This window comes from Allobosea sp. GW823-FHT02B03 (genome assembly GCF_058797755.1).
The window spans coordinates 713,113-734,179 of record NZ_JBXAJY010000003.1 but is presented as its reverse complement, the minus strand read 5'-3'; the positions used below and the strand labels follow the sequence as shown (position 1 = coordinate 734,179).

At 68.0% G+C, this 21,067-nt stretch carries 21 protein-coding genes; 18 read left to right on the top strand and 3 right to left on the bottom strand.

Annotation, left to right across the window (positions count from 1 at the left end; genetic code table 11):
• Positions 1–47: 47 nt before the first annotated feature.
• Positions 48–986 carry an arginase family protein gene (locus AC1REK_RS13060; RefSeq protein ID WP_492267714.1) on the top strand — a complete coding sequence of 313 codons (939 nt, stop codon included), beginning with the start codon at positions 48–50 and terminating at the stop codon, positions 984–986.
• Between the two features lie 253 nt (positions 987–1,239).
• Positions 1,240–2,334 (top strand): TRAP transporter substrate-binding protein, encoded by a 1,095-nt coding sequence (locus AC1REK_RS13055; protein ID WP_316021553.1) that lies wholly within the window; start codon positions 1,240–1,242, stop codon positions 2,332–2,334.
• A gap of 168 nt (positions 2,335–2,502) precedes the next feature.
• Here the strand turns inward: AC1REK_RS13055 and AC1REK_RS13050 are convergent, their stop codons facing one another.
• Positions 2,503–3,192: an RraA family protein gene (locus AC1REK_RS13050; protein ID WP_492267715.1), complete on the bottom strand. Its 690-nt coding sequence runs from the start codon at positions 3,190–3,192 to the stop codon at positions 2,503–2,505.
• Between the two features lie 129 nt (positions 3,193–3,321).
• On the opposite strand from AC1REK_RS13050, the gene nagZ reads away from it, so the two are divergent.
• From nagZ to AC1REK_RS12995, 11 genes are all read left to right on the top strand, one after another.
• The gene (gene nagZ / locus AC1REK_RS13045) at positions 3,322–4,335 is read left to right on the top strand and encodes a beta-N-acetylhexosaminidase (RefSeq protein ID WP_492267716.1); all 1,014 of its coding nucleotides are present in this window, start codon (positions 3,322–3,324) and stop codon (positions 4,333–4,335) included.
• 190 nt (positions 4,336–4,525) lie between these two features.
• Entirely contained in the window at positions 4,526–5,344 is an 819-nt protein-coding gene (locus AC1REK_RS13040) for a segregation and condensation protein A (RefSeq protein WP_492267717.1), read from the top strand.
• Positions 5,345–5,357: 13 nt separating this feature from the next.
• Positions 5,358–6,041: an SMC-Scp complex subunit ScpB gene (gene scpB / locus AC1REK_RS13035; RefSeq protein ID WP_492267718.1), complete on the top strand. Its 684-nt coding sequence runs from the start codon at positions 5,358–5,360 to the stop codon at positions 6,039–6,041.
• Positions 6,042–6,239: 198 nt separating this feature from the next.
• Positions 6,240–7,334, top strand: a complete 1,095-nt coding sequence (locus AC1REK_RS13030; RefSeq protein WP_492267719.1) for an ABC transporter ATP-binding protein — start codon at positions 6,240–6,242, stop codon at positions 7,332–7,334.
• A 66-nt stretch (positions 7,335–7,400) separates the two neighbouring features.
• Complete coding sequence (locus AC1REK_RS13025) at positions 7,401–7,640, top strand: twin-arginine translocase TatA/TatE family subunit (protein ID WP_316021547.1); 240 nt, start codon at positions 7,401–7,403, stop codon at positions 7,638–7,640.
• Positions 7,641–7,798: 158 nt separating this feature from the next.
• Complete coding sequence (gene tatB / locus AC1REK_RS13020) at positions 7,799–8,344, top strand: Sec-independent protein translocase protein TatB (protein ID WP_327521162.1); 546 nt, start codon at positions 7,799–7,801, stop codon at positions 8,342–8,344.
• Positions 8,341–9,180 carry a twin-arginine translocase subunit TatC gene (gene tatC, locus AC1REK_RS13015; RefSeq protein ID WP_492267720.1) on the top strand — a complete coding sequence of 280 codons (840 nt, stop codon included), beginning with the start codon at positions 8,341–8,343 and terminating at the stop codon, positions 9,178–9,180. Before tatB ends, tatC begins: the two co-directional genes overlap by 4 nt.
• A 172-nt stretch (positions 9,181–9,352) precedes the next feature.
• A complete protein-coding gene (gene serS / locus AC1REK_RS13010; RefSeq protein ID WP_492267721.1) occupies positions 9,353–10,657 on the top strand; it encodes a serine--tRNA ligase in 1,305 nt (434 codons plus the stop codon).
• A gap of 4 nt (positions 10,658–10,661) precedes the next feature.
• Positions 10,662–11,423, top strand: coding sequence for a 5'/3'-nucleotidase SurE (surE, locus tag AC1REK_RS13005; protein ID WP_316021543.1), 762 nt, complete (start codon positions 10,662–10,664; stop codon positions 11,421–11,423).
• Positions 11,424–11,586: 163 nt separating this feature from the next.
• Entirely contained in the window at positions 11,587–12,246 is a 660-nt protein-coding gene (locus AC1REK_RS13000; RefSeq protein WP_327521160.1) for a protein-L-isoaspartate O-methyltransferase family protein, read from the top strand.
• 139 nt (positions 12,247–12,385) lie between these two features.
• Positions 12,386–13,720: a peptidoglycan DD-metalloendopeptidase family protein gene (locus tag AC1REK_RS12995; RefSeq protein WP_492267722.1), complete on the top strand. Its 1,335-nt coding sequence runs from the start codon at positions 12,386–12,388 to the stop codon at positions 13,718–13,720.
• Positions 13,721–13,954: 234 nt separating this feature from the next.
• Here the strand turns inward: AC1REK_RS12995 and AC1REK_RS12990 are convergent, their stop codons facing one another.
• Positions 13,955–14,833 carry an ATP-binding protein gene (locus AC1REK_RS12990; protein WP_492267723.1) on the bottom strand — a complete coding sequence of 293 codons (879 nt, stop codon included), beginning with the start codon at positions 14,831–14,833 and terminating at the stop codon, positions 13,955–13,957.
• A 300-nt stretch (positions 14,834–15,133) separates the two neighbouring features.
• Here AC1REK_RS12990 and yajC point away from each other — a divergent pair, with 300 nt between their 5' ends.
• From yajC to AC1REK_RS12965, 5 genes are all read left to right on the top strand, one after another.
• Complete coding sequence (gene yajC / locus AC1REK_RS12985) at positions 15,134–15,403, top strand: preprotein translocase subunit YajC (RefSeq protein ID WP_066470227.1); 270 nt, start codon at positions 15,134–15,136, stop codon at positions 15,401–15,403.
• Between the two features lie 109 nt (positions 15,404–15,512).
• Positions 15,513–17,123, top strand: a complete 1,611-nt coding sequence (gene secD / locus AC1REK_RS12980) for a protein translocase subunit SecD (protein WP_066469852.1) — start codon at positions 15,513–15,515, stop codon at positions 17,121–17,123.
• A gap of 27 nt (positions 17,124–17,150) precedes the next feature.
• A complete protein-coding gene (gene secF, locus AC1REK_RS12975) occupies positions 17,151–18,092 on the top strand; it encodes a protein translocase subunit SecF (protein ID WP_492267724.1) in 942 nt (313 codons plus the stop codon).
• 25 nt (positions 18,093–18,117) lie between these two features.
• Positions 18,118–18,495: an Mth938-like domain-containing protein gene (locus AC1REK_RS12970; RefSeq protein WP_492267725.1), complete on the top strand. Its 378-nt coding sequence runs from the start codon at positions 18,118–18,120 to the stop codon at positions 18,493–18,495.
• Positions 18,496–18,715: 220 nt separating this feature from the next.
• Positions 18,716–19,600, top strand: a complete 885-nt coding sequence (locus tag AC1REK_RS12965) for a phytoene/squalene synthase family protein (protein WP_492267726.1) — start codon at positions 18,716–18,718, stop codon at positions 19,598–19,600.
• An 87-nt stretch (positions 19,601–19,687) separates the two neighbouring features.
• Here the strand turns inward: AC1REK_RS12965 and AC1REK_RS12960 are convergent, their stop codons facing one another.
• On the bottom strand, positions 19,688–20,998 hold the full coding sequence (locus AC1REK_RS12960; protein WP_316020187.1) for an MFS transporter: 1,311 nt from the start codon (positions 20,996–20,998) through the stop codon (positions 19,688–19,690).
• Between the last annotated feature and the right edge of the window lie 69 nt (positions 20,999–21,067).

Sequence of the window (21,067 nt, the reverse complement as noted above, 5' to 3'; positions counted from 1 at the left end):
GCGGGGCAGGCTGGGCGCGTTGCTCTCGAGCCTGCGGTCCGCCTGCCATGCTTTCCGATCCGACCTCCCGGCCTGCCGGGTTCGTGCCTTTCCTCGGCGCCGAAACCGTGCACTACGAGGCTGTGACGCCCGGCTCGGTGGCGGTCATCGGTATTCCCGGCGCGACGCTCTACCGGTCGGGCTCGTGCCATAGCGAGGCGGCGCCGGCTGCGATTCGCAGTGCGAGCGCGGCCCAGGCCGCGCGGCGCGGGCATTATGATTTCGACCTCGGTGGGCCGCTGCTGCGAGGCCAGGACAGGCTGGTCGATTGCGGCGATATCGCTTTCGATCCGGCCGATTTCGCCGGCAACCGGGCGCGGATCGAAGCGGTCTATACGAGCCTGCTGGGGCGAGGGGCGGCGCCGCTCCTGCTCGGCGGCGACGACAGCGTCCAGATTCCGGCGCTGAGCGCCTTTGCTGCCCGTGGCGAGATCAGCATCCTTCAGGTCGACGCGCATATCGACTGGCGCGACGAGGTCGAGGGCGAGCGCTTCGGGCTGTCGAGCACGATGCGGCGCGCCTCGGAGCTTTCCGGCGTCAAGGCGATCGTCCAGGTCGGCGCCCATGGCATCGGCAGCGCCCGCGAGGCCGAGGTGGCCGATGCACGCGCCGCCGGGGCGCAACTCATCGACATGCGCATGTTCAGGGCCAAGGGGATCGCTCATGCCGTCGAATGCGTGCCGGCTGGCCGCCCGGTCGTGGTCTGCTTCGATGTCGACGGCTTCGATCCCTCGGTGGTGCCGGGTGTGCTCGGCCGGGCGCCGGGCGGGCTCGGATTCGGCGATGTCGTCGACCTGCTGAACGGCGTCGCCGAGCGCGCGCCGATCATCGGCTTCAACATCGTCGAATTCGTGCCGCAGCAGGATGTCGGCGGGCTCGGCACGCGGACGGTCTGCCGCCTCGCCATGCTGGCGGCGGGACTGCTCGCCAGGGGCGTGGGGCGCTGAACGCGAATCGCTTCAGCGCGTTGGGCGGCGTTCCTGCAGTGGTGCGGCAAGTGGCTGTGCAGCCCTTGTCGCGTTCGTGTTGCCAGCAGTGCGATCTCGGGCGCAGCCGATGCGGTTCGGCGCCCTGCCTGCCGTGCATGTGGCTCTTCCGGCCGTGCCGTTTTGCCGCTAGGGCGGTAGCGGTAGCGTCGCGCTACCCTGACGAGCAGGGCCGCCGGAGAGGCGCCGAAGGCTCGCAAGCAAGAGGAAAGCCATGGATCGCCGTAAATTCATCAAGTCGGCAGGCGCCGGTGCCGCCGCCAGTGCCGCCATCGCCGCTCCGGCGGTGGCCCAGTCGATGCCGAAGGTCAGCTGGCGCCTGACCTCGAGCTATCCGAAGAGCCTGGACACGCTGTTCGGCATCTCGACCCAGGTCGCCAAGCGCGTCGCGGAAGCGACCGACGGCAACTTCCAGATCCAGACCTTCGCCGCCGGCGAGATCGTGCCGGCGCTGCAGGCGCTCGACGCGGTGCAGAACGGCACGGTCGAATGCAGCCACACCCTGGCGAGTTTCTACATCGGCAAGGACACCGCCTTCGCCTTCGAGACCTCGCTGCCTTTCGGCCTGAACACCCGCCAGCAGAACGCCTGGCTCTATGCCGGCGGCGGGCTCGAGCTCTGCCGCGACTTCATGAAGAAGTTCAACATCCACACCATCCCCTCCGGCAATACCGGCGCACAGATGGGCGGCTGGTTCCGCAAGGAGATCAAGTCGGTCGCCGATCTCCAGGGCCTGAAGTTCCGCATCGCCGGCCTCGGCGGGCGGATCATGTCGAAGCTCGGCGTGGTGCCGCAGACGCTCGGCGGCGGCGACATCTACCCGGCGCTGGAGCGCGGTACGCTCGATGCGGCCGAGTTCTCCGGCCCCTATGACGACGAGAAGCTCGGCTTCCAGAAGGTGGCGAAGTACTACTACTACCCGGGCTTCTGGGAAGGCTGCGCCAATGTCAGCTTCATCGCCAACATGGACAAGTGGAATGCGCTGCCGGCGCATTACCGCGCGATCGTCGAGGCCGCCTGCGCCGAGGCCAATGCGCTGTGCGTGGCGAAATACGACCACGGCAACCCGGACGCGCTGATCCGCCTCGTCGGCACCGGCGCCGAGCTGCGTCCTTTCCCGCAGGACGTCATGCAGGCGGCCTTCAAGGAGGCTTTCGCGCTCTACGCCGAGCTCGCCGCCAGCAACCCGAACTTCAAGACGTTCTGGGATTCCTTCCTGCCTTACTGGAAGAAGGAACAGCTCTGGTTCCGCGTCGCCGAGCTGCCCTTCGACGCCTTCAACGCTCAGGCTGCCGCGCAGCTGCGCTGAGCGGACCCGATAGAGACATCCCGGCTGGGCGCGGCCCGGCCGGGATGACGCAGCGGTTCGCAACGAATGTCGCCCGCGTTGCGGGTCGTGCCGATCTGGCTGCTCCATCAATGGTTTGCAGCCGGATCCAGCCAATCCGATTCAAGCCGGTGGGTGGCTGGCGCAGGCTCAGTCGAGATAGCGAACCCGGTTGCTCGCCAGCAGTTCGATGGCGAAACCGGGGGCGTCGAGCCCGGCGGTGACCTCCGAGAGCAGACCCGCCTCGTTGGTCCGCACCACCTTCAGCCGGTCGACGATCTCGGCGGCGCGGCGATGCGGGACGACGACGACGCCGTCCGGGTCGCCGATCAGGATGTCGCCCGATTCGACGGCGACGCCGCCGCAGACGATCGGCAGGCCGACCGTGCCGGGGCCCGAGCGGTGCACGGAGTTGGGCGTCGCGCCCTTGGAGAAGACCGGCAGGCCGATACGGCGCAGATCGGCGATGTCGCGCACCACGCCATCGGTGACGAAGGCGGCGACCTCGCGATTCTGCATCATCCCCGCCAGGAGATCGCCGATGATGCCGGCCTGGGTGAAGCCGTGCGTCGCCGCGACGATCACGTCGCCGGCCTCGGCCAAGGCGACGGCGGCGCAGACGGCGAGGTTGTCGCCGGGGCCGCAATCGCAGGTCAGGGCGGTGCCGATGAAGAATTCCGGCATGCCGGGCGGCGGCTTGATCGCGAAATCCATCGCGCCGCCGGCATGCATTGCGTCGGAGATCTGGGCCGTCGGTACGCCCTTGAAGGCTGCGACCAGGGCGGCCTGCGGGCGCTCGAAGGTCTTGCGGATGGTCAGCAGCGGGGCTTCGTCGATCATGGCAATGCAGTCTCGCGTCACGGGGCCTGACGAAAGTCTAGGCCGGGAGGCGGCGGCCGCAAGCGCCAACCCACAATTCGGCGCGGCCACCGGCTTGACCGGCAGGGCCGGCATTCCTACGCCTGTCGCATGACTTCGCGCGCCTTCATCGCCGGCTGCCTCGGCACGAGCCTCACCCAGGACGAGCGCGCCTTCTTCCGCGACGCCAGGCCCTGGGGCTTCATCCTGTTCAAGCGCAACACCCAGGACCCGGCGCAGGTCGCGGCGCTGACGGCCTCGATGCGCGAATGCGTCGGCTGGCAGGCGCCGATCCTGATCGACCAGGAGGGCGGGCGGGTTCAACGCATGGGGCCGCCGCACTGGCCGCCCTATCCGCCGGCACTGGCCTTCCTCGCGATCAACGACCCCGTGCAGCAGCGCGAGATCGTCCGGCTCTCGGCGCGGCTGATGGCGCATGACCTCAAGACCGTCGGCATCGATGTCGACTGCCTGCCGGTGCTCGACGTGCCGGTCGTCGGCAGCCATGACGTGATCGGCAACCGCGCCTATGCGCGCGATCCCGCGATGGTGGCGAAGCTCGGGAGGGCGGCGGCCGAAGGCCTGCTTGCCGGCGGCGTGCTGCCGGTGGTCAAGCACATGCCCGGCCATGGCCGGGCGCAGGCCGACAGCCATCACCACCTGCCGGTGGTCGAGGCCAGCCTCGACGAACTGCGCGCCCACGACTTCACGCCTTTCCGCCATCTCGCCGACATGCCGCTGGCGATGACGGCGCATGTCGTCTTCACCGCGCTCGACAAGCGCAGGCCGGCGACGACCTCGCGCCGGATCGTCCGCGACGTGATGCGCGGCGAGCTCGGCTATGACGGGCTGATCATGACCGACGATATCTCGATGAAGGCGCTGTCGGGCAGCTTCGCCGAGAAGTCGAAGGCGGCGATCCGGGCCGGCGTCGATGTCGTGCTGCATTGCCACGGCATCATGCAGGAGATGGTCGCGGTCGCCGGGGCGGTGCCGGCGATGACCGGGCACCGCGCCCGCCGGGCGGCGATGGCGCTGGCGCGCATCCGCCATGAGCCGGAACCACTGGACGTCGACGCAGCTCGCGCCCAGCTCGCCAGCGCGCTTGCCTTGGGCGGGCGTTAGGCCGAACCTGCATTCGTTGGGGCTGAGACGCTGGGGTCACTCACAGCCCTCATCCTGAGGAGCGAGCATGCTCGCGTCTCGAAGGATGCTTCCAGAGTGCACTGGAGCCTCCTTCGAGACGCCGCTCCGCGGCTCCTCAGGATGAGGGCTGGGAACCCACGGGCGACACTGTATCGGGGATGGGCCACCGATGGCCGCTGAACTGCCTTTCGAGGAGAGCGCCGCGCCCGAGCGCGCGGTGGACGAGCCGGCGTTCCTGATCGACGTCGACGGCTATGAAGGGCCGCTCGACTTGCTGCTCGACCTCGCCCGGCGTCAGAAGGTCGATCTGGCGCGGATCTCGATCCTGGCGCTGGCGGAGCAGTATCTGTCCTTCGTCGAGCGGGCGCGCGAACTGCGGCTCGAACTCGCCGCCGATTATCTCGTGATGGCGGCCTGGCTCGCCTATCTGAAATCGCGCCTGCTCCTGCCCGAGCCGCCCAAGGGCGAGGAGCCGAGCGCAGCCGAGCTTGCGACGGCGCTCGCTTTGCGGCTGCAGCGGCTGGAGGCGATCCGCGCTGCGGCGCAGCGCCTTGCGGTGCGCGAGCGGCTCGGCCGCGACGTCTTCGCGCGCGGCGCGCCGGAGGCGGTGGTCGCCGGGGTGCGCCCGGTCTGGGAGGCCGAGCTCTACGATCTGCTCGCAGCCTACGCCCAGCAGCGCCAGCGCCATGTCCGCACGCCGATGAGCGTCGGCCACCGCCAGGTGCTCTCGCTGGTCGAGGCGCGCGAGGCGCTGGCACGGCTTGTCGGCGAGGCGGGGGAGTGGACGGCGATCGACGGCTATCTCGCGCAGTACATGCAGAGCCATGGCATGCCGGCGCAGACCATGAGCGCGACGGTGAAGGCTTCCTCGCTCTCGGCCATGCTCGAAATGGTGCGGGAAGGTGTGCTCGACCTGCGCCAGGACGGCGCCTTCGCGCCGCTTTATGTCCGCCGGCGCTCGTCCCGGCCGCCGTCTCTGGGATTGTGAGGATTTGATCCGCATGGCCCCGGCCGAAGCCCAGAGGGACCAGGACGACGAGCGCTGGGATGGCGCCGAGGCGCTGGCCCGCGCCTGCCGCATCGCCGAAGCGCTGCTCTTCGCCTCGGCCGCGCCGCTGTCCGCCGAAGAACTCGCCAAATCGGTGCCGGCCAATGTGCCGATCGAGAAGGTGCTGGAGGCGCTCGAGCGCAGCTATGCGATGCGCGGCGTGACGCTGAAGCGCGTCGCCGGCGGCTTCGCTTTCCGCACCGCGCCCGATCTTGCCTATCTGCTCGCCCCCGAGGCCGAGGCGCCGCGCAGGCTTTCGCGCGCCGCGCTCGAGATCCTGTCGATCATCGCCTATCACCAGCCGGTGACGCGGGCCGAGATCGAGGAGATCCGCGGCGTCGCCACGGCCAAGGGCACGCTCGACATCCTGCTAGAGGCCGGCTGGGTGCGGCTGCGCGGCCGCCGCCGCTCGCCCGGGCGGCCGGTGACCTTCGGGACCACGAAGGGCTTCCTCGACCATTTCGGGCTCGACCGCATCGACGACCTGCCCGGGCTCGACGAATTGAAGGGCGCCGGCTTCATCGAGGGGCGGCTCTCCAAGGACCTCTCGGTGCCGATTCCGGACGACGATCCGGACCTGCGCGCCGACGAGGATCCGCTCGGCGACCTGTTCAGTCCGCTTGACGAAGGCGGCTAGCCGCCGCACAGCGCGGGGAGTGGCGCAGGTTCTCGGTGCAAGATGTCGTCCCGGGCGGCCGAAGGTCGACCCGGGATCCATACCGGAGGTCTTGCCGAGAGAGGCTCAGGCATGGGTCCTGGGCCTCCGCTGCGCTCCGCCCGGGACGACCGTGCGGATTGATTGAAAACGGAGCAGAATTTGGCTCGTAGCGAAAGCATGACGCGCTGGCTGGGCTGGGGACGGCGCGGCACCGCCGGCGCCGCCATTCCGGTCTCGCTCGGCTTCGAGGGGGTGACGCAGCGATTCGGCGGCGTGACTGCGCTCGACGACGTTTCGCTGAAGGTTGCGCCGGGCGAGGTCATCGCACTGCTTGGCCATTCCGGCTGCGGCAAGACGACGCTGCTGCGGCTCGCCGCCGGCGTCGAGCGGCCGAGCGCTGGCCGCGTTCTGCTTGAGGGGAGGGATGTCGCCTCGGCCGACGCCTTCGTCGAACCGGAGGAGCGCGGCGTCGGGCTGGTCTTCCAGGACTACGCCCTGTTTCCGCATCTCAGCGTGCGCGAGAACGTCCGCTTCGGGCTACGCGGCTACAGCGATGCGCAGGCCGATGCCACGGCCCTGCGGGCGATTGCCCGCGTCGGCCTCGCCGATCTCGCCGAGGCTTATCCACACATGCTTTCGGGCGGCGAGCAGCAGCGCGTCGCGCTGGCGCGGGCAGTGGCGCCGCGGCCGGGCGTGCTCCTGATGGACGAACCCTTCTCCAATCTCGACCGGCGCCTGCGCGATACGGTGCGCGACGAGACCATGGCGCTGCTCGACGAAATCGGCGCGACCTCGATCATCGTCACCCATGATCCCGAGGATGCGATGCGGATCGCCGACCGGATCGTGCTGATGCGCCAGGGCCGGATCGTGCAGATCGGCACGGGCGAGGAGCTCTACCGCAAGCCCGTCAGCCTCTTTGCCGCCCGATTTTTCTGCGATCTTACCGAGATCGACGGGACGGTCGTGCGCGGCGCCGTCGATACGCCGATCGGCCGCTTTCCGGCGGATGGACTGGCCGAGGGCGCGGCGGCGGTGGTGTGCGTACGCCCGCAAGGGGTCAGGCTCGTGCCAAGAGGCTTCTGCCTGCCCGGCAGGGTGGTGGCGCGACGCTTCCTTGGCGAGGTCGATGACCTGCAGATCGCGGTCGACGGGCTCGACAAGCCGCTGACGGCGCGCTTCGCGCAACCGGGCTCCGTCCGCGAGGGCGAGGATGTCGGTCTCGACATCTCGACCGACGAAGTCCTTGTGTTCCCTAGCGGGGACACCTAGTTTCCGGCACAAGCGACTGGCCCGGCTGGGAGGTCGGAGGCTGGGTTCAATTCGGAGGAATTTGCGATGGGTGGCGTCAGTATCTGGCACTGGGTCGTCGTCGGTGTCATCGTCATGCTGCTCTTCGGCCGCGGTAAGGTCTCGGAGCTGATGGGCGACGTCGCGAAGGGCATCAAGTCGTTCAAGAAGGGCATGGCGGAGGATGATCCGCCGGAGACCGCCGCGCCGCCGGCCGATCCCAAGGTGATCGACCACACCGCGCAGACGGCCAACCCCGCCCCCGCCAAGGCCGAAACCAAGGCCTGATGGCGCGCCGCCAGCGCGCTTTCCGATCGGCCGTGCGCGGCCGGACGCAGAAGGGCGCGCTGGATCGATATCTTGAGCAGGCCGACCCGCAAAAGTGGTTTCCACTTGCGGCTGCGCATGCTCTAGAGCGGCGTGGGTGGCGAGAGGACTAGCCGTCGATGTTCGACATCGCCTGGAGCGAATTACTGCTGATCGGGGGCGTTGCGCTCATCGTGATCGGCCCCAAGGAGTTGCCGGGCGCCCTGCGCACTGCCGGACAGATGGTCGGCAAGGTCAGGCGCATGGCCGCGGAATTCCAGGGGCAGTTCAACGATGCGATGCGCGAGGCGGAGCTGCACGACCTGAAGAAGCAGGTCGAGGACATCGGAACCTCGGTGCAGGCCTCGACCAATTTCGACCCGATCGAGCCGATGAAGGACTTTGGTACGCCGGCGGCGCCGAAGCCCGACGATGCGGCGGTCAAGGAGGCGGAAGCCAAGCTCGCGGCGATTCCCGGGCCGGAGCCCTTGCCCGAGGTCGTGATCGATCCGGCGCCGGTTGCGGCCGCCGAAGAGCCGGCGAAGCCGAAGCGCAAGCGCAAGACCGTGGCGACCGAAGAGCCCGTCATTCCGGAGGCCGAAGCCGCGCCGCCGGAGCCTGCCGCCAAGCCCGCCCGCAAGCGCAAGCCCAAGGCAGCAGAGAGTGAAGACGGGAGCCCGGCATGAGTCTCGCCGAGGTGAAGACGCCTGCGGGTCGTGACGGCGAGGACGAGATCGAGGCCTCGCGCGCGCCGCTGATCGACCATCTGATCGAGCTGCGCTCGCGGCTGATCAAGTCGCTGGTCGCCTTTCTGATCATGTTCTTCGTCTGCTTCGCCTTCGCGACGCAGATCTATAACCTCCTGGTCCAGCCCTATGTCTGGGCGGCCGGGCCGGGCGCCAATGTCCAGCTGATCTACACGGCGCCGCTCGAATATCTCTTCACGCAGATCAAGATCGCGGCGTTCGGCGCGGGCTTCTTCGCCTTCCCGGTGATCGCGACGCAGATCTACAAGTTCGTCGCGCCGGGCCTCTACAAGAACGAGCGCCAGGCCTTCGCGCCCTATCTCGCGGCGACGCCGATCTTCTTCATCCTCGGCTCGGCCATGGTCTACTTCTTCGCCATGCCGGTGCTGATGAAGTTCTCGATCGGCATGCAGCAAGCGGCAACCGAGGGGCAGGCCGGCATCCAGCTGCTGCCCAAGGTCAGCGAGTATCTCTCGCTGATCATGACGCTGATCTTTGCCTTCGGCGTCTCCTTCCAGCTGCCGGTGATCCTGACCCTGCTCGGCCAGGCCGGAATCATCACCTCGCAGTTCCTGAAGGACAAGCGCCGCTACGCCATCGTCTTCGTCTTCGTGGTCGCAGCCGTTCTGACCCCGCCGGACGTGATCTCGCAACTGATGCTCGCGGTGCCGATGCTGCTGCTCTACGAGCTCTCGGTGTTCTCGGTCCGCCATGTCGAGAAGAAGCGCGAGGAGAAGAGGGCTGCGGAAGAGGCGGCAGAGAAGGCCGGCGAGTAGAGGCAGCTGATCCCGTCGGGCGCTGACCGTCATCCCGGAGCTGCGCCGCTGGCGCGGCTTGTCCAGGATGACGGGGAGGGCGGTGGATAGGCAGCTGCCAAGGATGGCAGTTCCCTCACGCGCCGTCCCGGTCTACAGCATCACGCTCTTTCGATTAACGGCGTGACTGGCGATGTACGACATCAAATGGATTCGCGAGAATGCGGAAGCGTTCGACCGGGGGCTGAAGCGGCGCGGGCTGGAGCCGCTGTCCTCCTCGCTGCTCGCGCTCGACGATACGCGCCGTGCGGCCATCGCCAAGGCGCAAGCCGCGCAGGAGCGCCGCAACGCGCTCTCCAAGGACATCGGCAAGGCGATGGGCGCGAAGGACGTCGCTCTCGCCGAAAAGCTCAAGGCGGAGGTCGCGGCTCTCAAGGAAGCGGGCCCCGCGCTCGAGGCCGAGGAGAAGGCCGCGGTCGAGACGCTCAGCGAGCAGCTCGCGGCGATCCCGAACCAGCCGCATGTGGACGTGCCGGAAGGCGCCGACGAGCACGGCAATGTCGAATACAGCCGCCATGGCGAAAAGCCGGAGGAGGGCGGCAAGCGCCTGATCGGCGTCAATCAGCCGAAGGAGCATTACGAGCTCGGCGAAGCGCTCGGCCAGATGGACTTCGAGAAGGCGGCCAAGCTCTCGGGTTCGCGCTTCGTCGTGCTCGACCGGCAGCTCGCCAGGCTGAACCGCGCCATCGGCCAGTTCATGCTCGACACCCATGTCGAGGAGCACGGCTATACCGAGGTCAACCCGCCGCTGATGGTGCGCGACGACGCGATGTTCGGCACGGCGCAGCTGCCGAAATTCCGGGACGACCAGTTCCGGGCCGGCGACGACCACTGGCTCATCCCCACCGCCGAGGTGCCGCTGACCAATCTGGTACGCGAATCGATCCTCTCCGAGGAGGAACTGCCGCGCCGCTTCACTGCGCTCACCCCCTGCTTCCGGGCGGAAGCCGGTTCGGCCGGGCGCGACACGCGCGGCATGCTGCGCCAGCACCAGTTCGAGAAGGTCGAGCTGGTCTCGATCACTGCGCCGGAAAAGTCGCGCGAGGAGCATGAGCGCATGCTCGCCTGCGCCGAGAACGTCCTGAAGAAGCTCGACCTGCATTATCGCGTGATGACGCTGTGCACCGGCGACATGGGCTTTGCCTCGCAGAAGACCTACGACATCGAGGTCTGGCTGCCGGGCCAGAAGACCTATCGCGAGATCTCGTCCTGCTCGGTCTGCGGCGATTTCCAGGCGCGGCGGATGAACGCCCGCTACAAGACCAAGGACGGCAAGGGGCCGTTCTTCGTCCACACCCTCAACGGCTCGGGCACGGCGGTCGGCCGCGCTTTGATCGCGGTGATGGAGAACTACCAGAACGCCGACGGCTCGATCACCGTGCCGGAGGCGCTGGTTCCCTATATGCGCGGGGCGACCCGCATCGAGAAGGCGGCCTGATCCCATGCGTATCCTGGTGACCAATGACGACGGCATCCATGCCGAGGGCCTCGCCGTGCTGGAGCGCATCGCCGCCCAGCTCTCCGACGATGTCTGGGTCGTCGCGCCCGAGACCGACCAGTCCGGCGTCGCGCATTCGCTGTCGCTGTCGAACCCGCTGCGCCTGCGCGAGGTCGGCGAGAAGCGCTATGCCGTGCAGGGCACGCCGACCGATTGCGTGATCATGGCAGTGCGCTCGATCCTGGCCGACGCCAAGCCCGATCTCGTGCTCTCCGGCGTCAATCGCGGCCAGAACGTCGCCGAGGACGTGACCTATTCCGGCACTATCGCCGCTGCGATGGAGGGCACGCTGCTCGGCATTCCCTCGATCGCGATTAGCCAGGCCTATATGCCGGGCGACCGCAGCAAGATCAGCTGGGACTGCGCCGAGCAGCACGCGCCATCGATCATCCGCAAGCTGCTGGAGGAGGGCATCCCGAAGGATATCCTCTTCAACCTCAACTTCCCGAACGTCCCGCCCGCCGAGGTGAAGGGCGTCGCGGTGACGGTGCAGGGCCGGCGCGACCAGGAGCTCGTGCGGCTGGAGCCGCGGCAGGATGGCCGCGGCAATCCGTATTTCTGGATCGCTTTCCAGCGCTCGAAGCGCGAGCCGGCGAACGGCACGGATCTGCGGGCGCTGGCCGAGGGCAAGATCTCGCTGACGCCGCTCGAGCTCGACCTGACCCATGAGCCGACGCTGACCCGCTTCGCGCAGGTCTTTGCGTAAACTGACTGGGATGTCGTGCTCAGCCCTCATCCTGAGGAGCCGCGGAGCGGCGTCTCGAAGGATGTTCCAGCAGGTGCGGCAGTTCTCTGGACTAATCCTTCGAGACGCGATCCTGCGGATCGCTCCTCAGGATGAGGGCTGAGGGTATGGGGCGTCGCAAGTGATGACCGAGGAGGGGGCCAGCAGCGAGAGCGAGCGCACCGTCGCCTTTCTCCTCTCCCTGCGTGCGCGCGGCGTGCGCGATCTCCCCTTGCTGCGGGCGATGGAGAAGGTGTCGCGCGAGCATTTCGCGCCGTCGCGCTTCGCCGATCTCGCGCGCCAGGACGTTTCCGTCCCCTTGCCTTGCGGCCAGACGATGACGGCGCCGCACACGGTCGCGGCGCTCGTCGGGGCGCTCGAGATCAAGCCGGGCTGCCGGGTGCTCGAGGTCGGCTCCGGCTCGGGCTATGTCGCGGCCCTTCTGGCGGCGATGGGCGCGCAGGTCGTCTCGCTGGAACGCTATCGCACGCTGGCGCTCGCCGCCCATGAGCGGCTGGCCGGCGGCGGCTTTTCGAAATCGGTCGAGCTGCACCATGCCGACGGCTTCCAGCCCGACCGTACGCTCGGCCGATTCGACCGAATCCTCGTCAACGGCGTGATGCAGGCCCTGCCCGAAGCCCTGCTGGCGCGGCTGGGGCAGGGCGGGCGGCTCGTCGCGGCCCTGCGGGTCGAGGGCATCACCCGGCGCGTCGTGGTGACCAGCGGCGAGAACGGTTTCGACCATGCGCTCGGCCCGGCGATTCGCCTGCCGCCGCTGGCGCCCGGCCTGGCGCGGGCACTCTGAGCCGGGTTCAGCCGGCTTCAAAATTTACGCCGACCAGCCACTGCGAAACGCTTTCGTAACCTAACCGCCGTTTTAATGCGGACCATAGAGTTGCGTCGTTCGCGAGTGCTGAGCCATGCGTAAGCAAGTTGAGTTGGCAATGCCGAAGCCTTTGGTCCGCCTGGTGTCGGTGTGCGCCCTCACAGTCGCCCTCGGCGCCTGCTCGGAAGCCACGCGCTTCACCGAGGCGCCGTTCGCCAATCCCTTCAAGACCGCGCAGGCGCCGTCGGGTTACGACCCTGCGACGACCGGCTCGATCGGCCGGAGCGCCCCGCAGTCGGCGCCGTCCCGTCCGTATGAATCGTCGCCCATCGCCTCCGGCGGTGGCGTCCGCAGCCAGCCGCTGCCGCCGCCGACCTCCTCCGTGGCTCTGCGCTCCGCGCCTGTCGCATCGTCGGCCCCGGCCGTCGTCGGCTCGGCCAATGGCTGGAGCGCCCAGGGCGGCACCCCGATCGTGATGGCGCATGGCGAGACGCTCGACACGATCTCTGGCCGCTACGGCGTGCCGCGCTCGGCGCTGATGTCGGCGAACGGCCTGTCGAGTGCCGAGGTTACGCCCGGCACGCGCATCGTCGTCCCGGTCTACAACGCCAGCAGCAGCCAGACCGCTTCGCGCCAGCCTCTGCCCAGTGAGAGCCGCAGCGACGCCAATCGTCTGGCGCCGCCGCCTGCGGCGCGCTCCGTCGCTGCGGCTCCTGCTATTCCTGCCGCCCGCCCGGTCGCCGTCGCTCCGAAGGCGGTCAGCGCCGCCGAGGCAAAGGCGCAGGCCGCTGCCGAGGCCAAGGCCAAGGCTGCCGCCGACGCCAAGGCGATGAGCGAATCCCGGGCCCGCTTCGCCGCCGAGGCCAAGGCCAAGGCGGCTGCGAAGCCGGTGGCCGAGGCCAAGCCGGTTGCGCCGACTCCGGCGCCCGTCGCTGCGGCCAAGCCGAAGGCGGCGACCCAGGTTGCGAGCCTGTCGGCGGAGCAGAAGCCGGCCGCGCAGTCCAAGCCGGAGCCGAAGCCGGTCGCCGAGCCGCAGACCACCGCCAGCCTGCCGCCGAAGGCGGAAGAGCCGGCCGCCGGTCCGAGCGCTGATTTCCGCTGGCCGGCCCGCGGCCGCGTCATCGCCGGCTACAATGGCAAGGGCGGCAATGAGGGCATCAACATCGCCGTGCCGGAAGGCACGCCGGTGAAGGCAGCCGAGGGCGGCGTCGTCGCCTATGCCGGCAGCGAGCTCAAGGGCTACGGCAATCTCGTGCTGATCCGCCACCCGAACGGCTACGTCTCGGCCTACGCCCATAATGGCGAGCTCAACGTCAAGCGCGGCGACCAGGTCAAGCGCGGCCAGGTCGTCGCCAAATCCGGCCAGTCCGGCAACGTCAACTCTCCGCAGCTGCACTTCGAGCTGCGCAAGGGTTCGACGCCGGTCGATCCCGTTCCCTACCTGAACAACTGAGCCGAATTCACCATTCGACCGGATTCGCGAGACCCTGCCGGTCGACACGAGACGGGGCGGTCCCAGGAAAGGCCGCCCCGTTTTCTATTTGTTTGAAGGCGTCATGGTCGGGCTTGGCCAGACCATCTTGGAAGCCTGAAGCCGCGCGCGCTGAGATTCCCGGGTCTGCGCGGAGTTTATCCTTGGGCCGATTGCAGGTCGGACCCGAGCGCTTCGCCCGAGAATGACGCGCTCTCAGCCCTCCAGCTTCTTCTCCAGCCTGCCGGCGAGGTCCTGGATGTACTGCCAGGCGGTGCGGCCCGAGCGCGAGCCGCGCGTCGTCGCCCATTCCAGCGCCTCGCGGCGCAACTGCTCGGGCTCGATCGCCAGGCCGAAATGGCTGACATAGCCGTCGATCATGGCGAGGTACTCGTCTTGGCTGCACTTGTGGAAGCCGAGCCAGAGCCCGAATCGGTCGGACAGCGAGACCTTCTCCTCGACGGCCTCTCCGGGATTGATCGAGGTCGAGCGCTCGTTCTCGACCATCTCGCGCGCCAGCAGGTGCCTGCGGTTCGAGGTCGCATAGAACACGACATTGGCCGGCCGGCCTTCGACGCCGCCGTCCAGCGCCGCCTTCAGCGACTTGTAGGAGGTGTCCTGCCCGTCGAAGGAAAGATCGTCGCAGAAGACGATGGCCGGGTGCGGGTCAGCCTTGAGCAGCCCCATCAGCACGGGCAGGCTCTCGATGTCCTCGCGATGGATCTCGATCAGCTTGAGGGGCAGGGCTCCGGGAGGCAGGCGCTGGTTGGTGTCGGCGTGCACTGCCTTGACCAGCGAGGACTTGCCCATGCCGCGGGCGCCCCAGAGCAGGACGTTGTTGGCGGGCAGGCCGCGGGCGAAGCGCTCGGTGTTCTCGGCCAGCGTGTCGCGCACCCGGTCGACGCCGCGCAGCAGCGAGAGTGCGACACGGTTGACCTTCGGCACCGGGGAGAGGGCATGGCCTGCCGCCTGCCAGACGAAGGCGTCGGCGGCAGTGAGGTCGGGCGCGCGCTTTGCCGGCGGGGCGAGGCGCTCCAGCGCGGCGGCGATCCGCAGCAGGGTGTCGAGGGTCTGGTCGGCGGCGATGTCGGTCATCGGAAAGGGCTTCCGCTGGGCTGGATTGTACCGAACGGTACGGTACGCTCCATAGACCGCAGCGCAAGGCTGAAATCAAGACCATTGCGCGAAGGGCAGGGACCTCATAGGTGAGGGCGGCGAAGGGGGAAAACCGCCTCCTCGCATTGATTTCAGCTCGCCGCTGACTATAGTCCGCCCGTTTTTGCAACCCCCGCGCCGGCCGGCCGAGCACTCGGCCCGGCGACGTGAAGGAGCCTTCCCGTGATCACCCCCGCTTTCGCCCAGGGCCTTGGAGGCGGCGGCACCAACGACATCCTGATGTCGCTGGTCCCGTTCGTCCTGATTTTCATCATCATGTGGTTCCTGATCATCAGGCCGCAGCAGAAGCGGGTGAAGACCCATCAGGAGATGATCAAGAACGTCCGTCGCGGCGACACGGTCATCACCTCCGGCGGCATCATCGCCAAGGTCTCCAAAGTGGTCGACGACACCGAGATCGAGGCCGAGATCGCCGACGGCGTGCGCGTGCGCATTCTCAAGGGCATGGTCCAGGACGTTCGCTCCAAGGGCGAGCCGGTCAAGAGCTGAAGGCGCGCTAGGCGCGGCCGGACAGGGCATCTGAAGCGGGAGCCGGTCTTCTGATCGGCTTCCCTTCGACCCCCGGATCGTGCCGACGCAGAAAAGGCTTCCCAAGCAGATGCTTCGTTTCCAGGCCCGCAAGGTCATCGTCGTCCTCCTCGTCCTGCTCTTCGGCTGCGGGCTCGCATTGCCGAACCTGTTCTCGCCCGAAACGCGCAAGGCGATCGAGCAGGGCGCTCCGTCCTGGATTCCGAAGTTCCTGCTGCCGATCCATGCGGTCACGCTCGGGCTCGACCTGCAGGGCGGCTCGCACGTCCTGCTCGAGATCGACCGGGCCGACCTGATCCGCAGCCAGGTCATGCAGCTGCGCGACGACGTCCGCCGCATCCTGCGAGAGGAGCGCGTCTCCTTCCAGGGTGGCATCGGCCTGACGCCGCGTGGCGTGCAGCTGCGCGTGCCGGACGCCGCCGACCGGGCCAAGTTGCTGCCGAAATTCCGCGAGCTGGCGCAGCCGGTCGGGACGCTCGGCGCCTTCGGCCCGTCGGGCAACCAGACCATCGAGGTCAGCGAGACTCCCGATGGTCTGATCCAGCTCAACGTCACCGAGGCCGGCTCGAACGAGCGCATCCGCCGCGCCGTCGAACAGGCCATGGAAGTGCTGCGCCGGCGCGTCGACGCGCTGGGCACGACCGAGCCGAACATCCAGCGCCAGGGCCTCGACCGTATCCTGGTGCAGGTCCCCGGCCTGCAGGATCCGCAGCGCCTGAAGGATATTCTCGGCCAGACCGCCAAGCTGCAGTTCCGCATGGTCGCTGATTCGCCCGGCGGCGATGTCGACATGCTGCCCTCGCAGGATGCCGGCGGCCAGCCGATCCCGGTGCAGCGCCAGGTGATCGTCGAGGGCGAGGACCTGATCGACGCCCAGCCGGCCTTCGACCAGCGCACCAGCCAGCCGATCGTCAATTTCCGCTTCAACATCCGCGGTGCCCAGCGCTTCGGCCAGGCGACGACCGAGAATCTCGGCCGCGCGCTCGCTATCGTGCTCGACAACAAGGTGATCTCGGCGCCGGTCATCCAGTCGCCGATCACCGGCGGCTCCGGCCAGATCTCGGGCAATTTCACGGTCGAGGCGGTCAACAACCTCGCCATCCTGCTGCGCGCCGGCGCGCTGCCGGCCAAGATGACGATCGTCGAGGAACGCACGGTCGGCCCCGGCCTCGGCCAGGATTCGATCCAGGCGGGCAAGATGGCGACGCTGATCGCGACCGTGCTCGTCATCCTCTACATGATCGGCAACTACGGCATCTTCGGCGTCATCGCGAGTGTCGCGCTGCTGGTCCACGTCTGCCTGATCTTCGGCCTGATGTCGTTGCTCGGGGCGACCATGACCCTGCCCGGCATCGCCGGCATCGTGCTGACGATCGGCACGGCGGTCGACTCGAACGTGCTGATCTATGAGCGCATGCGCGAGGAATCGCATCTCGGCCGGTCGCTGGTTTCGGCGCTCGAGGCGGGCTTCACGCGCGCCTTCGCGACCATCATCGACTCGAACGTGACCATGCTGATCGCGGCGGTGGCGCTGTTCTCGCTCGGCTCCGGCCCGGTGCGCGGCTTCGCGGTCGTCTTCATCCTCGGCATCCTCACCACCGTCATCACCGCGGTGACGCTGACCCGGATGCTGATTGCGCTGTGGTATCGCCTGGCGCGGCCCAAGACCCTGCCGTTCTGACGCTGCTGGTTCAGGAGATTTAAAAGCATGCGTCTGCTACGCATCGTTCCGGACAATACCCGCTTCAAGATCGTCCGCTTCCGGCGATTCTCGTACCCGTTCTCGGCGCTCTACTCGATCCTGACGGTCGTGCTCTTCCTCACAGTCGGGCTCAATTTCGGCATCGACTTCCGCGGCGGCACGCTGATGGAGATGCAGGCCAAGAGCGGCAAGCCCGACATCGCCCATGTCCGCCAGACCGCGAACGCCTTCGGCTTCGGCGAAGTCGAGGTCCAGGAATTCGGCAGTGCCGGCGATCTCTCGATGCGCTTCGCGCTGCAGCCGGGCGGCGAGGTCGCGCAGCAGGCGGTGGTCACCAAGGCGCGCGCCGCCTTCGCGCAGGAATACGATTTCCGCCGCGTCGAGACCGTCGGGCCGCGCGTCTCGGGCGAGCTCGTCCAGGCCGGCACGATCGGCGTCGTGCTCGCGATCATCGGCGTGCTGATCTATCTCTGGTTCCGCTTCGAGATGCAGCTCGCGATCGGCGCCATCGTCGGCACGATGCACGATATCGTCCTGACGCTCGGCTTCTTCCTGTTCACGCAGCTCGAATTCAATCTGACCTCGATCGCGGCGATCCTGACCATCGTCGGCTACTCGCTGAACGAGACGGTCGTTGTGTTCGACCGTACGCGCGAACTGCTGCGCCGCTACAAGACGATGCCGGTCGAGGAACTGCTCGACCTCTCGGTGAACTCGACGCTGTCGCGCACCGCGATCACCTCGACCACCACGGTGCTGGCGCTGATCGCGCTCGTGCTCTTCGGCGGCACGGCGATCGAGGGCTTCGCGCTCGTCATGCTGTTCGGCGTGGTGGTCTGCACCTACTCGGCGATGTTCATCTCGACGCCGGTGCTGCTCTATCTTGACGTCCGCGCCGGCCGCCTAGACCAGGGCGAGGACGCCGCCGAGGCCAAGGCCCGCGTCTGAGCGGGCCTCTAGCCGGGACCGGATAATGGCGCGCTTCGACGGCTTCGTGCCCGGCAGGCACCTGATCGACGCCTTTGGCGACGGCGGCTTCCGCTTCGCCGAGATGAGCCATCGCGGCTCGATCCTGGCGACGCCCGGCGGGGTTAGGATCTGGCCGGTGACGCGCTTCGCCGAACTGACGCTGGAGAGCCTCGAGCCCGTCTTCGACGAGGCGGAGGCGATCGACTTCCTGATCCTCGGCATCGGCCATGAGATCGCCTTCCTGCCGCCGAGCCTGCGCGATCCGCTGCGCGAGGTCGGGATTACCGTCGAGGCGATGGCGACGCCGGCGGCGGCGCGGACCTACAATGTCCTGGTCGGCGAGGAGCGGCGGGTCGCTGCGGCCTTGATCGCGGTGGAGTGATCACGTCATGCTCGGGCTTGATCCGAGTAGCTCAGGTCGGATGAGCTGTGGTCCGTGCCTTTTCGTCCTGAGATTCTCGGGTCTGCGCTGCGCTTTCCCCGAGAATGACGGGTGTCGATCAAATCCCATCGGCCATGCCCGGTCCGCGTAGCCAATCGGGAATGGCGGGCCTAGACTGCCGGCGACTTCGGATCGCGTCACAGCGATCGCGGGAGGGTGCATGACAACCGAAACCGAGCATCGCGCCGGCACCGCACCGGCCCCGCTGTCGCAGGCCTATGCGCATTGCGCCGCGCTGCTGCGGGAAGCCGATCCCGACCGCTACGTCGCCTCGCTCTATGCGCCGGAGGCGCTGCGGCCGGGCCTGCATGCGCTCTATGCCTTCAGTCACGAAATCGCGCGCGTCCGCGAGCAGGTCAGCGAGCCGCTGCCGGGCGAAGTGCGCCTGCAATGGTGGCGCGACGTTCTCGAAAACGGCGAGGCCGGCGGCAGCTCGGCGCATCCGGTGGCGCAGGCGCTGCTGGACACGGTACGCCGCTTCCGCCTGCCGGTCGCGCCGTTGTCCGGGCTGATCGAGGCGCGCGTCTTCGATCTCTATGACGATCCGATGCCGTCGCTCTCGGATCTCGAAGGCTATGCCGGCGAGACCTCGAGCGCGCTGATCCGGCTTGCCTGTCTCGTGCTGGCGCAGGGGCGCGATCCCGGCGGGGCGACCGCTGCGGGCCATGCCGGCGTCGCCTATGCACTGACCGGGCTGATGCGGGCCTTCCCCTGGCATGCGGCAAGGGGGCAGGTCTATCTGCCTGCCGACATTCTCGCCCGCAACGGCGTCACCCGCGAGGACATCGTGCGCGGGCGCGGCGGCCCCGGCGTCGATTACTCGCTGAAGGAATTGCGGGCGCTGGCGCGGATCCACCTGCGCAAGATGAACGATCTGCGCGCCACGGTCCCAGCCGCGATCATGCCGGCCTTCCTCCCGGTGGCGTTGGTCGAGCCCTATCTGAGGGCGATGGAGCGGCGCGGCTACGATCCCTACCGGACCATCGTCACGCTCTCGCCGCTGCGCCGGCAATGGGCGCTCTGGCGCGCGTCTCGCGCGCGCTGAGGCGAAACTCTAAACTCTAGAAGGCGATATTCGCAGGAGGCAGTCACCGGCGCGCCTGCGACGCGCCGGTGTGTGTCGTGTGGGCGCTTACTCGTGCACCGAGCGATTCTGGATGACCAGGATCGCGAAGATCGCCAGCGCGCAACAGGCCATCAGATAGGCGGCGACATAGGTCGGCCGGCCATCGGCAGCGCCGACCAGAGCCTGGGCGATCAGCGGCGTCGGCCCGGCGACCAACACGCCATTGAGCTCGCGCGACATGGCGAGGCCCGAGAAGCGATAGCGCGTCGGGAACAGGTTGGTGAGGAACGCCCCCTGCGCGCCGGCCATGGCGCCGAAGCCGATGCCATAGCCGAGGCTGATGCCGAGCGTCGACCAGAACAGGCTGCCGGTGTCGAACATCCAGAACAGCGGATAGGCGAGCAGCAGCACGAACAGCGCGCCGCCCATATAGACCTTCGCGCTGCCGATCCTGTCAGCCAGCATGCCCATGAAGGGCACGCCGGCAATGCCGAAGAGCGAGCCGATGGTGACGGCGATCAAGCCGTCGGTGCGGGCCATGCCGACCGTGTTGGTCATGTAGCTCAGCGAGAAGGCGCTGAGGATGTAGGCATTGGCGTTGTGGCCGGTCACCGAGAGGAAGCCGAACAGCACCTCCTTCGGGCTCTTGCGGAAGAGCTCGCCGAGCGGGACCTGCTGCTCGTGCTTCTTGGCCTCGGCGCGGGCCATGGCCTCGACATATTCGGGAGTCTCGTCGAGATGCTTGCGGATGTAGATGGCGACGAGGAAGAGCACGCCGGAGAGCAGGAACGGCACGCGCCAGGCCCAGCCGAGCAGCACCTCTTCCGGCAGATAGGAAATCACCAGGAAGGAGAGCGTCGCCAGCATGATGCCGACCAGCGTCGCGGCGTTGGGCAGGCCGGTGTAGAAGGCGCGCCGGTTCGCCGGGGCGTATTCGGCGACGAGGACGATCGCGCCCGCAAGCTCGGCGCCGGCGCCGAAGCCCTGGACCAGGCGCAGCAGCACGAGCAGGATCGGCGCGGCGATTCCGATGCTCTGATAGGTCGGCAGCAGGCCCATCGCGACGGTGGCGAGGCCCATCAGCAGGATGGTCAGGATCAGCGCCGGCTTGCGGCCGAACTTGTCGCCGATATGCGAGATCACGATGCCGCCGATCGGCCGGGCGAAATAGCCGACCGCGAAGGTCGCAAAGGCGGCGAGCAGGCCGGTGGCCGGCGACAGGTTGGGAAAGAACAGCTTGTTGATGATCAGCCCGGAGGCAGCGCCGTAAAGCGCGTAGTCATACCATTCGATGACCGTGCCGACCGTCGCGGCGGTCACGGCCTTGCGGATGTTCGCGGCACTGGCCTGCGGCCGCGCGCTATGCGTATCAGTCATAATTTAGAGCGTCTCCAGTCCTTGGACTTGCACTTGATGCAGGACTGTTAGAGGCCCGGAGTGCGCGCG

Bases quoted from the DNA above. Each gene is read 5' to 3' on its own strand.
- AC1REK_RS13060 (WP_492267714.1), top strand. From the start codon at position 48: ATGCTTTCCGATCCGACCTCCCGGCCTGCCGGGTTCGTGCCTTTCCTC.
- AC1REK_RS13055 (WP_316021553.1), top strand. From the start codon at position 1,240: ATGGATCGCCGTAAATTCATCAAGTCGGCAGGCGCCGGTGCCGCCGCC.
- AC1REK_RS13050 (WP_492267715.1), bottom strand. From the start codon at position 3,192: ATGATCGACGAAGCCCCGCTGCTGACCATCCGCAAGACCTTCGAGCGC.
- nagZ (WP_492267716.1), top strand. From the start codon at position 3,322: ATGACTTCGCGCGCCTTCATCGCCGGCTGCCTCGGCACGAGCCTCACC.
- AC1REK_RS13040 (WP_492267717.1), top strand. From the start codon at position 4,526: ATGGCCGCTGAACTGCCTTTCGAGGAGAGCGCCGCGCCCGAGCGCGCG.
- scpB (WP_492267718.1), top strand. From the start codon at position 5,358: ATGGCCCCGGCCGAAGCCCAGAGGGACCAGGACGACGAGCGCTGGGAT.
- AC1REK_RS13030 (WP_492267719.1), top strand. From the start codon at position 6,240: ATGACGCGCTGGCTGGGCTGGGGACGGCGCGGCACCGCCGGCGCCGCC.
- AC1REK_RS13025 (WP_316021547.1), top strand. From the start codon at position 7,401: ATGGGTGGCGTCAGTATCTGGCACTGGGTCGTCGTCGGTGTCATCGTC.
- tatB (WP_327521162.1), top strand. From the start codon at position 7,799: ATGTTCGACATCGCCTGGAGCGAATTACTGCTGATCGGGGGCGTTGCG.
- tatC (WP_492267720.1), top strand. From the start codon at position 8,341: ATGAGTCTCGCCGAGGTGAAGACGCCTGCGGGTCGTGACGGCGAGGAC.
- serS (WP_492267721.1), top strand. From the start codon at position 9,353: ATGTACGACATCAAATGGATTCGCGAGAATGCGGAAGCGTTCGACCGG.
- surE (WP_316021543.1), top strand. From the start codon at position 10,662: ATGCGTATCCTGGTGACCAATGACGACGGCATCCATGCCGAGGGCCTC.
- AC1REK_RS13000 (WP_327521160.1), top strand. From the start codon at position 11,587: ATGACCGAGGAGGGGGCCAGCAGCGAGAGCGAGCGCACCGTCGCCTTT.
- AC1REK_RS12995 (WP_492267722.1), top strand. From the start codon at position 12,386: ATGCCGAAGCCTTTGGTCCGCCTGGTGTCGGTGTGCGCCCTCACAGTC.
- AC1REK_RS12990 (WP_492267723.1), bottom strand. From the start codon at position 14,833: ATGACCGACATCGCCGCCGACCAGACCCTCGACACCCTGCTGCGGATC.
- yajC (WP_066470227.1), top strand. From the start codon at position 15,134: ATGTCGCTGGTCCCGTTCGTCCTGATTTTCATCATCATGTGGTTCCTG.
- secD (WP_066469852.1), top strand. From the start codon at position 15,513: ATGCTTCGTTTCCAGGCCCGCAAGGTCATCGTCGTCCTCCTCGTCCTG.
- secF (WP_492267724.1), top strand. From the start codon at position 17,151: ATGCGTCTGCTACGCATCGTTCCGGACAATACCCGCTTCAAGATCGTC.
- AC1REK_RS12970 (WP_492267725.1), top strand. From the start codon at position 18,118: ATGGCGCGCTTCGACGGCTTCGTGCCCGGCAGGCACCTGATCGACGCC.
- AC1REK_RS12965 (WP_492267726.1), top strand. From the start codon at position 18,716: ATGACAACCGAAACCGAGCATCGCGCCGGCACCGCACCGGCCCCGCTG.
- AC1REK_RS12960 (WP_316020187.1), bottom strand. From the start codon at position 20,998: ATGACTGATACGCATAGCGCGCGGCCGCAGGCCAGTGCCGCGAACATC.